Here is an 11,366-nt window from a genome sequence, read left to right on the forward strand (position 1 = left end):
GACCGGTCGGTTAGTTTTTAGTAGACCAGTCGCCTAGTTGGTCGTCCGGCCGGGCCTCCAGGTCCGGCCCCCAGGGCTTCGGCCAGTCAGGAAGGGCTTTCATGAGCACCAGTCAGGTACAGAAGGTCGTCGTGGTCACCGGTGCGTCCCAGGGCATCGGCGCGGGCCTCGTCGACGCCTACCGCAAGCTCGGATACGGCGTGGTCGCGACGTCGCGCTCGATCGGCCCGTCCGACGACCCGCAGGTCGTCACCGTCCGGGGAGACATCGCCGACGTGGACACCGCGCAGCGCGTGGTGGACGCCGCCCTCGACCGCTTCGGGCGTGTCGACACCCTGGTGAACAACGCGGGCGTCTTCGTCGCCAAACCGTTCACCGACTACACCGACGAGGATTTCGACCAGGTGACCGGGATCAACCTCGCCGGGTTCTTCCACCTCACCCGGCGCGTGATGCCGCACCTGCTGGCCAGCGGCGCCGGCCATATCGTCAGCATCACGACCAGCTTCGTCGACCAGCCCAACTCCAACGTGCCGTCGGTGCTCGCGTCGTTGACCAAGGGCGGGCTCAGCTCGGCCACCAAATCCCTGGCCATCGAGTACGCGGGTCGCGGCGTACGGGTCAACGCCGTCGCGCCCGGGGTCATCAAGACCCCGATGCACCCGGTCGAGACGCACGAGACGCTCGCCGGCCTGCACCCGGTGGGCCGGATGGGCGAGACCAGCGACGTGGTCGACGCCGTCGTCTACCTCGAGTCCGCCCCGTTTGTCACCGGCGAGATCCTGCACGTCGACGGCGGTCAGAACGCCGGTCACTGACCCGACACGATCCCAGAAAGGGGCAGACGATGCCGATCGTCACCATCCAGATCACCCGCGAGGGCAGCACGCCCGGCGCATCCGCGGCGACCGCCGAGGAGAAGGCCGCGCTGATCAAGGGCGTCAGCGAGTTGCTGCGCGACGTCCTGAACAAGCCGTTGACCTCGACCTTCGTAGTGATCGACGAGGTCGCGACCGAGAACTGGGGCCGCGGCGGCCTCCCGGTCGACCAGTTCCGGCAACAGCAGGGCGTCCAGGCGTCCGAGTAGCCCCGGCCCCTCGCCGGTGCGGCAGAGCTGCCCATCGGCGAGGGCGGGCCGCGTCGTCGGTGGACCGCACCGGCTGTTCGGAGGTGGTGAGCCAGCCACCCTTGATCACGATCCGCCGCCTCGGTGGCATGAACGGCGTGGTGCGGGGAAGGGTCACCCGTCACCGAACAGGAGGGCCGGGATGAGGGCCGTCGTCTACGCCGACGTTCGAACCGTCGCCGTGCGGGAGGTGCCCGACGCGACGCTGGAGGCGGAGACCGACGCCCTGGTGCGCATCACCTCCACCGCTCTCTGCGGCACCGACCTGCACATGTACGACGGACGAACCGGCGCGGACCCCGGGCTGGTGCTCGGTCACGAGCCGCTGGGCGTGGTGCAGGAGGTGGGCGGCGCGGTGCAGACCGTACGGCCGGGCAGCCGGGTGGTGATCCCCACGCACCTGTTCTGCGGAACGTGCGTGATGTGCGCGCGCGGATTCTCGGCGGCCTGCCTACGGGCCCGAGCCGAGGCGCCGGGCGCGGCCTACGGCTACGCCGGAATGGGCCCGTACCGGGGTGCCCAGGCAGACCTGCTGCGGGTGCCGTGGGCCGACGCGAACTGCGTACCGGTGCCCGGCGAGCCGGGAGACGCGTACGAGGACGACTTCGTGCTGCTCGCCGACGCGTTCGTCACCGGGTGGCACGCCGCCGCCACCCTGGCCGCGGTCGAGGCAGGGGACACCGTGGCCGTGTTCGGGGCCGGCACCATCGGTCTGTTGGGCGCCTACTCGGCGCTGCTGAGAGGCGCCCGCAGCGTCTACTGCGTCGACGGGATCGACGCCCGGCTCGACAAGGCGGGCGAGATCGGCGCCGTGCCGATCGACTTCCGCCGAGGTGACCCGGTCGAGCAGATCCGCGTCGACCGGGCCCGGGCCGGGTTGCCGCTCGGCGAGGAGAAACTGGGCGGAGTGGACAAGGTGATCGACGCGGTCGGGTTCCAGGCCCGCGACCGGGAACACCCCGAGCGGGAGCGCCCGGGTCAGGTCATCGCCGACGCGGCGCGGCTGGTCAACCCGGTCGGCGCGATCGGGGTCGCCGGCGTGTACCCGGACCGGGGCCTGCATCCCCGCCCCGGCGCGGACAGCCACGAAGACCTCGTCGCGCCGTGGGGGACGCTCTTCAGCAAGGGTGTCGCGGTGCGGTTCGGCCGCACCCACGACCGCCGCTACACGGTGCTGCTGCGCGACCTGGTCGTCGCCGGTCGTGCCCGGCCCAGCGTCGTCGTGACCCACCACGGCACTCTGGCCGACGCGCCGGAGCTGTACCGCCGCTTCGACCGCCGGGAGGACGGAGTGATCAAGGCGGTGCTACACCCGACCTGACCGCGCGGGTCGCCGCCGACTGCCGAACCTGACCGCGCGGGTCGCGGCCGACAGCCTGAGCTGACCGCGGGGGCGCGGGGCTCACTGTCCCAAATTCGCCCTGACGGGCGTTAAGTCGCGGCTCTCTCTCCTGGTGGCGGGCGTGTCGAGACGATCGCCGTCGATCCGGCTGTTCGGTAGAGGCGTGCGTCACATCGCGCGTCGAGGGGCGCGGCGGTGACCCGGAGTCGGAGCCGGGGCCGCCGCACGACCACGATCCTTCGATGGCGGCGAGCGCGCGGCTGCGTCATCATTGGCTCGGCCGGCGCGAATCGTCCCTGGTGGCGGGGCTCGTCAAGGCCGCTCGGCGGCCAGGACGCCCGGACCAGCATTTGACAACGTTGCCATCGGCGGGCGAAGGTGCCGTGAGTGGCTACGGGGGCGGCTGTGACGGGCGAATAGTGCGGCCCGTCTATATTTCCGGATTGTTACCTTTTCAACAGTCTCTCGCCTTGCGGATGACCCTCCGGCCGCAATACGTTGCCGTCAACAACAAAACCAAGTGAAGGTTCAACCTTCCGGAGGCAACCGATGACGTTGGCGAGGTGGTACGAGCTATGAGCGACGTGCCGATCCTCCTTGAGATGCGCTCCATCACCAAGGAGTTCCCCGGAGTCAAGGCCCTCTCCGACGTCAACCTGGTGGTGCGCGCCGGCGAGATCCATGCCATCTGCGGCGAGAACGGTGCGGGCAAGTCCACGTTGATGAAGGTGCTCAGCGGGGTCTACCCACACGGCAGCTACGACGGCAAGATCGTCTACCAGGGGTCGGAGAGCAAGTTCTCCGACATCCGGGCCAGCGAGAACGCCGGCATCGTGATCATCCACCAGGAGCTCGCGCTCATTCCAGGGATGTCGATCGCCGAGAACATCTTCCTCGGCAACGAACCGCGCAAGCGGGGCGCGATCGACTGGAAGGCCGCGAACCGGATGGCGCTGGACCTGATGGCCCGGGTCGGTCTGGAAGAGGACCCGGACACCCTGATCAAGGACATCGGGGTCGGCAAGCAGCAGCTCGTGGAGATCGCCAAGGCGTTCGCCAAGGACGTGAAGCTGCTCATCCTCGACGAGCCCACCGCGGCTCTCAACGAGGCCGACTCCCGGCACCTGCTGGACCTGCTGCGCGGGTTCCGCTCCCGCGGCATCACCTCGATCATGATCTCGCACAAGCTGAACGAGATCGAGGCGATCGCCGACCAGATCACCATCCTGCGCGACGGCCGGACCGTGGAGACCCTCGACGTCAAGGCGGACGGGGTCGACGAGGACCGGATCGTGCGGGGCATGGTCGGCCGCGAGCTGAGCAGTCGGTTCCCGGACCACACCCCGAAGATCGGCGACGTCTTCTTCGAGGTCCGCAACTGGAACGTCCGGCACCCGATCTCCGCTGAGCGACAGGTCTGCAAGAACGAGAGCTTCGTGGTGCGCCGCGGCGAGATCGTCGGCTTCGCCGGACTGATGGGCGCCGGCCGCACCGAACTCGCGATGAGTGTGTTCGGCCGCTCCTACGGGGTGTACGAGTCGGGCACCATCATCAAGGACGGCAAGGAGATCGTGCTGAAGTCGGTGGCGGACGCCATCGACAACGGGCTCGCGTACGTCAGCGAGGACCGCAAGGCGATCGGCCTCAACCTGCTCGACGACATCAAGTCGTCGACGGTGGCGGCCAAGCTGTCCAAGATCTCGCACCACGGTGTGCTGAGCGAGGTCGAGGAGTACCAGGCGGCCGAGGCGTACCGCAAGGAGTTGCGGACCAAGGCCCCGACGGTCGACGAGAGCGTCTCCAAGCTCTCCGGCGGCAACCAGCAGAAGGTCGTCCTGGCGAAGTGGATGTTCACCGACCCGGACCTGCTGATCCTCGACGAGCCGACCCGCGGCATCGACGTGGGCGCCAAGTACGAGATCTACGGCATCATCCAGCGGCTCGCCGACCAGGGGAAGGGCGTCATCGTCATCTCCTCGGAGCTGCCTGAGCTGATCGGGCTCTGCGACCGCATCTACACCGTGTTCGAAGGCGCCATCACGGGCGAGATCGCCCGGGCGGACGCGAACCCGGAGACCCTCATGAAGCAGATGACCTCGACCAAGAAGTTGGCTACCCGATGAGCCGTATCAAGGACCTTCAGAAGAACCTGTTCGGCGGCAGCAGCTCCAACGCCCGCCAGTTCGGGATGATCTTCACCCTGGTGGCGATCGTCGTCCTGTTCCAGATCCTGACCGATGGCCTGACCCTGCAGTCGAACAACCTGATCGCGCTGTTCCAGCAGAACTCGTACATTCTGATTCTGGCCATCGGCATGCTCATGGTGATCGTCGCCGGGCACATCGACCTCTCGGTCGGCTCGATCGCCGCCTTCGCGGGCATCCTGGTGGCCAAGTCGATGGCCGAGTGGTCGCTGCCCTGGCCCGCCGCCATCCTGTTCGGCCTCGTGATCGGCGCGATCATCGGCGCCTGGCAGGGCTTCTGGGTGGCCTATGTGGGGGTGCCGGCGTTCATCGTCACCCTGGCCGGCATGCTGCTCTTCCGCGGCGGCAACCAGTTCATCGGTAACGCCAGCACCATCCCGGTGCCCGAGGGCTTCCGGCAGATCGGCGCGGGCTTCCTGCCCGAATTCGGGCCGAACACCGGCTACAACAACGCGACGCTGCTGCTCGGCCTGGCCGCCGCGGTGGCGGTGGTGTGGCGGGAGCTCCAGGCCCGCAAGACCCGCCGGGAGATGGACGCCGACCCGGCCCCGATGTGGATCTCGATCCTGCGGATGGCCATCATGGTCGGGGTTATCGCCTTCGCGTCGCTGCGCTTCGCCAGCGGTCGGGTCGGCACCAGCTTCCCGATCTCCGGCATCATCCTGCTGGTCCTCGTGATCGCGTACTCCTTCTACACCCGCAACACGGCCGGTGGCCGGCACATCTACGCGGTGGGCGGCAACTCCCGGGCAGCCGAGCTGTCCGGCGTGAAGCTCAAGCGGGTCAACTTCTTCGTCATGATGAACATGTCCGTCCTGGCCGCCCTGGCCGGCATGATCTTCGTGGCCCGCTCGGCGGCCTCCGGTCCACAGGACGGCAACGGCTGGGAGTTGGACGCCATCGCCGCGGTCTTCATCGGTGGCGCGGCCGTCTCCGGCGGTATCGGCACCATCAGCGGCTCGATCGTCGGTGGTCTCGTCATGGCCGTGCTCAACAACGGCCTGCAGTTGATGGGTGTCGGCACCGACCGCGTCCAGATCATCAAGGGGCTGGTCCTGCTGCTGGCCGTCGCGATCGACGTCTACAACAAGAGCCAGGGGCGCTTCTCCGTCATCGGGAGCCTGATGCGACCGTTCCGTCGCGAGGACTCCGCCCCACCCGCCTCACCGCCGGACGCGGAGCGCGAGCCCGCCAAGGCAGCGGTGTCCGGCTGACGGCCACCGACCTCACCACCCGTCTCACCTCAAGAAAGGCAAGTCCTCACCATGCGTAAATTCTTTGGCACGTCGGTGGTCGCGGTCAGCGCCGCCGCCATGCTGGCCCTAGCGGGTTGCGGCTCCGGCCGCGACGGCGACAGCGGCTCCAACGGCGAGGCCGCCAAGGGCTTCGCGGCGAACTCGCTGATCGGCGTGGCCCTTCCGGCCAAGACCTCGGAGAACTGGGTCCTCGCCGGTGACCTGTTCACCAACGGCCTCAAGGAGGCCGGTTTCCAGGCTGACGTGCAGTACGCCGGCGCGTCGACCACGGTCGCCGACCAGCAGGCCCAGATCACCGCCATGACCACCAAGGGCGCCAAGGTCATCGTCATCGGCGCGACCGACGCCGCGCAGCTGTCGACCCAGGTCGCCGCGGCGCACGCCGCCGGCGCCAAGGTGATCGCGTACGACCGCCTGATCACCAACACGCCGGACCTCGACTACTACGTCGCGTTCGACAACTTCAAGGTCGGCCAGCTCCAGGGCCAGGCCCTGCTGGACGGCATGAAGGCCAAGAAGCCGAACGGCCCGTACAACATCGAGCTGTTCTCCGGCTCGCCGGACGACAACAACGCCGGTGTCTTCTTCAACGGCGCGATGGACGTGCTCAAGCCGGAGATCGACAAGGGTAACGTCGTCGTCGCCTCGGGCCAGAAGGACGTCAAGCAGACCGCCATCCAGGGCTGGAAGGCCGAGGGTGCGCAGGCCCGCATGGACCAGCTGCTGACCTCGACCTACGGCAACAAGGAGCTGGACGGCGTCCTCTCCCCGAACGACACCCTGGCCCGCGCGATCCTGACCTCGGTCAAGGGCGCTGGCAAGCCGATCCCGGTCGTCACCGGTCAGGACTCCGAGGTCGAGTCGGTCAAGTCGATCGTCGCTGGCGAGCAGTACATGACGATCAACAAGGACACCCGCAACCTGGTGAAGGAGACCATCAACATGGTCAAGGCTCTCCAGGCCGGTAACACCCCGCAGGTGAACGACACCAAGTCCTACAACAACGGCAGCAAGGTCGTCGACACGTACCTGCTCCCGCCGGTCGCCGTCACCAAGGCGAACGCGGCTGAGGCGTACGCCAACGACCCGAAGCTCGCGCCGCTCACCAAGTAATCACCGCACGGTAGGTAGCAACGCCGATGGGTCCCGGGTCTTCACGTCCGGGACCCATCGTCGTCCCTGCACCCCCGCACCAACCGGCATCGACCCGGAAGGAGGTCTGACCGTGGCGACACCAGTCCGGTCCAGGCCAACCGGCGTCGGCCGTAGCACCGACTCACCCTTGCCGTCGGTCCCCGGCGCCAGCCAGGAGGAGATCCGGCGGCAGAACCTCGGCGCTGTGCTGCGCTACGTCCACCTGCACGGGCCGACCTCCCGGGCCGAGCTGACCGGCCGCCTCGGCCTCAATCGCAGCACCATCGGCGCCCTCGCCGCCGACCTGGTCGCCAGTGGCCTGGTCACCGAGGACGTACCCACCACGGCCCGTCGCGCCGGCCGCCCCTCGCTGGTGGTCAGCCCTCGTTCCGACCGGGTCTACGCACACGCCCTGAGCATCGACGCGGACCGGCTGCGCGCAGCCCGGGTCGGCCTCGGCGGGCAGATCCTCGACCTGCGGGAGATCCCCCGACCCAGCGGCATGTCGGCGATCGACGCCGTCCGGCCGCTCGCCGACCTGGTCCGGGACATGGAACGCGCGATGGCCCCCGACGCGCTGCTGGTCGGCGGCGCGGTCGCGGTGACCGACACCACCCGCAACCCGGACGGCAGGATCAGGGTCGCGAGCGTCGAGGCGACCCTCGGGGCCGCACTCGAGGCCGAGCTGAGCACCTGCCCGAGCTTCGTGGCCGGCGACCTGGCCGACATCGCCGGCCTGGCCGAGCACGTACGGGGCGTGGCCGCCGGCGTCGACGATCTCATCTACCTGCACGGCGACGTCGGGATCAGCGCCGGCATCATCGTCGGCGGCCGGCTGATGATCGGCCACCGGGGCCACAGCGGCAAGGTCGGCCACATGGTCGTCAACCCGAATGGTCTGCCCTGCGGCTGCGGGTCACGTGGCTGCTGGGAGACCGAGATCTCCGAAGCCGCGTTGCTGCGGCACGCCGGCCGGGACCCGAGCGACCGCGCGGCGGTGGCCGAGGTGCTGCGCGCGGCGGCGGACGGCGACCGGACCGCCCGTGCGGCCGTCGCGCAGGTCGCCGACTGGCTCGGCTTCGGTGTGGCCAACCTGGTCAACGTGGTGAACCCCGACGCCGTGGTGTTCGGTGGGTCGCTTCGCGACATCTTCACCGCCGGCGCCGACGTGGTCCGCGAGCGACTGGACACCATGCCACTGCCGGCCTCCCGCGAGCACCTGCGGCTGCGCGCGGCGGCACTCGGCCGCGACGCCGTCCTGATCGGCGCCGCCGAGTTGGCCTTCGACAAGCTGTTGGCCGATCCGCTCAACGTCGGGGTCGCCGGTCAGCTGGATCCCGCCGACCGGGTCTGAACGGTTCCGACGGATGAGCGGCTGAGCCGCCGACGGACGCGCCCCCGGTGGCCGCAGCCACCGGGGGAGCGGTCGGTCAGCCGCCCGGACGCAGCACCCGGCCGGGGCCGGCGGCGTTGTCGGCGGCGGCCTGGGTGCGTTGCGCTCCGGTGACGCACACGTCGTCCCCGATGAACGCCTCGCGCCACACGTAGCCGGCGACGCAGGTGTGCGGGCCGTACGGGCCGCTGACCCAGCGACTCGCGGCGACCGCGTTGTCCGCGAGCACCTGGGATCGGGTCGTGCCGGTCACGCAGACGTAGTCGGACTGGTCGGCGTCGCGCCACACGTACCCGCTGACGCAGGTGTTGGGGCCGGACACCAGCCGGGCCGGGTTGCGACGGGACGCGGCGGCGGCGTTGTCGGAGGCGGCCTGGGTGCGCTGCGCTCCGGTGACACAGACGTCGTCCCCGGCGTACGCCTCGCGCCACACGTAGCCGGCGACGCAGGTGTGCGGGCCGTACGGGCCGTTCACCCAGCGGCTCGCCGCGGCGGCGTTGTCCGCCCACACCTGGCTGCGGGTGGCTCCGGTGACGCAGACCAGGTCGCCCGCGCGGGCCTCGCGCCAGACGTACCCCTGGAGGCAGCGGTTGACCACGTCGGTGGTCACCGTCACCGAGGCGGCGTTGCCGGAGAGCCAGTTCACGCCGATCTGCACGCCGCCCGCGTTGAGTGACTGGGCCGGACCGCCGCCGGGGCCGGTACGCAGCAGGGTGGGGGTGCCGTTGCGGACCTCGTGCAGCAGCACCGTGTCGGCCGGGATGCCGGCGCTCCAGCCGGTCTTCCGGCGGAACTCGACGGTGTAGTAGTGGAACAGGTCGGCCGGGTCGAACGGGATCCGGATCAGCTGCGGACCGCTCGCGGCGGGCACCTCCAACGGGGCCAGGGTGAGGGTGCGCGAGCCGACCCCGTCGGCGCCCATGGTGAAGATCCGGTTCTTCGGCAGCCAGCCCAACTCGTCACGGTTGGGTCCGTTGAGCCCGACCGCGCTGGTCCCGTAGTTCGCCGTCCCGAAGGCGTAGATGTGCATCGCGCTCATCTCGTCCCACGGGTCGTCGTACTCGCCCGGCTGGGACCACGGCGCGTTCTGGTAGGTGGTGTCGTTGGAGAACGAGTGGCCCAGGTTGTAGCCGTGCAGCATCTCGTGCGCGGCGAAGCCGACGTTCCAGGCGCCCGGGTCGAGCAGCACCCGACCGCCGGCCGCGCCGGAGTCCACCCAGTCGTTGAGCATGACCGCGATCCGGTTGCCGGCCGGCACCGCGTATCCGGCGGCCGCCGCGGTGTCCACGCAGCGCTGGGTCCGGGTCCACCTGTCGATCGACTGGAACTGCGCCAGGGTGTACGGCATCGTGTACCAGCCCCGGACCACCGAGCCGGCCAACGACACCCGACCGCCGGACTGGTCGGCCAGGTAGTCCGCCACCCCGCCGGTGCCGACGCCGGCCGCCGTGAGGAAGTTGGCGAAGTGCGACGGCGGCTGTGGCTGCGCCGGCTTGTCGCTGAACTTGCACAACAGCACCGACCAGGGTGTGGCGTTGCGGATCGGGCTGGCACTCGCCGGCGCGGCCGGCAGTGCCACCGCCCCCAGCACGGCGCAGGCGAGTGCCACGGCGGACGCGGCGACCCGACGGAGGACTCTGGACTTCACACGCACGCTCCTATCGCTACGGCCCACCGGACGTGGGCCCTGCGGTCCACATCGGAGCACTGTGGGTGAGTGGAACGGCACGTTGAGTCGCGTTGGCGACGGGCCGGAATCCGACTTCGCCGGCCGGCGTGGTGTCGGTGGTCGCCGTTAGGCTCGGCGACGTGGTGGTGCACCAACTCGATCGGGCCCAGGCGCGGCGGATCGCCATCCGTGCCCAACTGCTGGCCGCTCCGCGTCCGACCGACCTGTTGGCGGTGGTGCGGCAACTGACGTTGCTGCAGATCGACCCGACGGCTGCCGTGGCGCCGAGCGCGGACCTGGTCTGTTGGAGCCGGCTCGGCTCGTCGTACCAGCCCGCGCAATTACGTCAGGCCCTCGAACGGGACCGGACCCTCTTCGAGCACCAGGCCATGCTGCGACCGATGGAAGACCTGGGGCTCTACCTCGCGGCGATGGCCGCCTGGCCCGCTTACGAGCGGGCGCGCGAGTGGCTGCGCGCGAACGACTCGTTCCGGCGCGACGTGCTCGACCTGCTCGGTCGCTCCGGGCCTCTGCTGTCCCGCGACATCCCGGACACCTGCGTGGTGCCCTGGCCGTCGTCGGGCTGGACCAACAACCGCAACGTCACCCAGATGCTGGAGTTCCTGGTCGCCCGCGGCGAGGTCGCGATCTCCGGTCGTCAGGGCCGGCAACGGCTGTGGGACGTCGCCGAGCGGGTCTATCCGGCCGGCACCCCCGTCGTGGCGTTGGAGCAGGCGCTTCGGGTCCGTAACGAGCGCCGGCTACGCGCGTTGGGCATCGCCCGGGCGAAGACACCGATCCTTCCCGGGGAGCCGGCGGAGGTCGGCGACGCCGGTGAACCGGCGGTGGTCGAGGGAGTCCCGGGGGTCTGGCGGGTGGACCCGGCCGCGCTCGGGCAGCCGTTCACCGGGCGTACGGCGTTGTTGTCGCCGTTCGACAGGTTGGTGCACGACCGGGTCCGCCTCGAAGAGCTCTTCGAGTACGAGTACGTGCTGGAGATGTACAAGCCGAAGGCGAACCGCCGGTGGGGCTATTTCGCGTTGCCGATCCTGCACGGCGACCGGCTGGTCGGAAAGGTGGACGCCACGGCCGACCGCCGGCGTGGCACGTTCACCGTGCACGCCGTGCACGAGGACGTGCCGTTCACCGGGCAGGTGAGCCGCGCCGTGCACGACGAGCTGCGTGACCTGGCGTCCTGGCTGTCGCTGACTCCGGAGGGCCTGCCCTGACGGGTGATCGCCG

General features: G+C 69.8%; 10 protein-coding genes. 9 read left to right on the forward strand and 1 reads right to left on the reverse strand.

Annotated features, from left to right (window positions below; all coding sequences use genetic code 11):
* Window positions 1-101: 101 nt before the first annotated feature.
* The 8 genes from O7614_RS11325 to O7614_RS11360 all read left to right on the forward strand — a co-directional run bounded on the left by O7614_RS11325 (window position 102) and on the right by O7614_RS11360 (window position 8,416).
* On the forward strand, window positions 102-818 hold the full coding sequence (locus tag O7614_RS11325; RefSeq protein ID WP_278138417.1) for an SDR family oxidoreductase: 717 nt from the start codon (window positions 102-104) through the stop codon (window positions 816-818).
* Window positions 819-847: 29 nt separating this feature from the next.
* Window positions 848-1,087, forward strand: a complete 240-nt coding sequence (locus O7614_RS11330) for a 4-oxalocrotonate tautomerase family protein (RefSeq protein WP_278138418.1) — start codon at window positions 848-850, stop codon at window positions 1,085-1,087.
* Between the two features lie 181 nt (window positions 1,088-1,268).
* On the forward strand, window positions 1,269-2,447 hold the full coding sequence (locus O7614_RS11335; RefSeq protein ID WP_278138419.1) for an alcohol dehydrogenase catalytic domain-containing protein: 1,179 nt from the start codon (window positions 1,269-1,271) through the stop codon (window positions 2,445-2,447).
* 263 nt (window positions 2,448-2,710) lie between these two features.
* Entirely contained in the window at window positions 2,711-2,992 is a 282-nt protein-coding gene (locus O7614_RS11340) for a hypothetical protein (protein WP_278138420.1), read from the forward strand.
* A 51-nt stretch (window positions 2,993-3,043) separates the two neighbouring features.
* A complete protein-coding gene (gene mmsA, locus O7614_RS11345; RefSeq protein WP_278138421.1) occupies window positions 3,044-4,591 on the forward strand; it encodes a multiple monosaccharide ABC transporter ATP-binding protein in 1,548 nt (515 codons plus the stop codon).
* Window positions 4,588-5,886, forward strand: a complete 1,299-nt coding sequence (mmsB, locus tag O7614_RS11350; RefSeq protein ID WP_278138422.1) for a multiple monosaccharide ABC transporter permease — start codon at window positions 4,588-4,590, stop codon at window positions 5,884-5,886. Before mmsA ends, mmsB begins: the two co-directional genes overlap by 4 nt.
* Window positions 5,887-5,937: 51 nt before the next feature.
* A complete protein-coding gene (locus O7614_RS11355; protein WP_278138423.1) occupies window positions 5,938-7,041 on the forward strand; it encodes a sugar-binding protein in 1,104 nt (367 codons plus the stop codon).
* Window positions 7,042-7,210: 169 nt separating this feature from the next.
* On the forward strand, window positions 7,211-8,416 hold the full coding sequence (locus tag O7614_RS11360; protein WP_278142223.1) for an ROK family transcriptional regulator: 1,206 nt from the start codon (window positions 7,211-7,213) through the stop codon (window positions 8,414-8,416).
* 76 nt (window positions 8,417-8,492) lie between these two features.
* Here the strand turns inward: O7614_RS11360 and O7614_RS11365 are convergent, their stop codons facing one another.
* Entirely contained in the window at window positions 8,493-10,103 is a 1,611-nt protein-coding gene (locus O7614_RS11365; protein WP_278138424.1) for a hypothetical protein, read from the reverse strand.
* A gap of 137 nt (window positions 10,104-10,240) precedes the next feature.
* Here O7614_RS11365 and O7614_RS11370 point away from each other — a divergent pair, with 137 nt between their 5' ends.
* A complete protein-coding gene (locus O7614_RS11370) occupies window positions 10,241-11,353 on the forward strand; it encodes a crosslink repair DNA glycosylase YcaQ family protein (RefSeq protein ID WP_278138425.1) in 1,113 nt (370 codons plus the stop codon).
* The last annotated feature ends 13 nt before the right edge of the window (window positions 11,354-11,366 follow it).

The sequence above is a fragment of the Micromonospora sp. WMMD961 genome (assembly GCF_029626145.1).
Lineage (GTDB): Bacteria > Actinomycetota > Actinomycetes > Mycobacteriales > Micromonosporaceae > Micromonospora.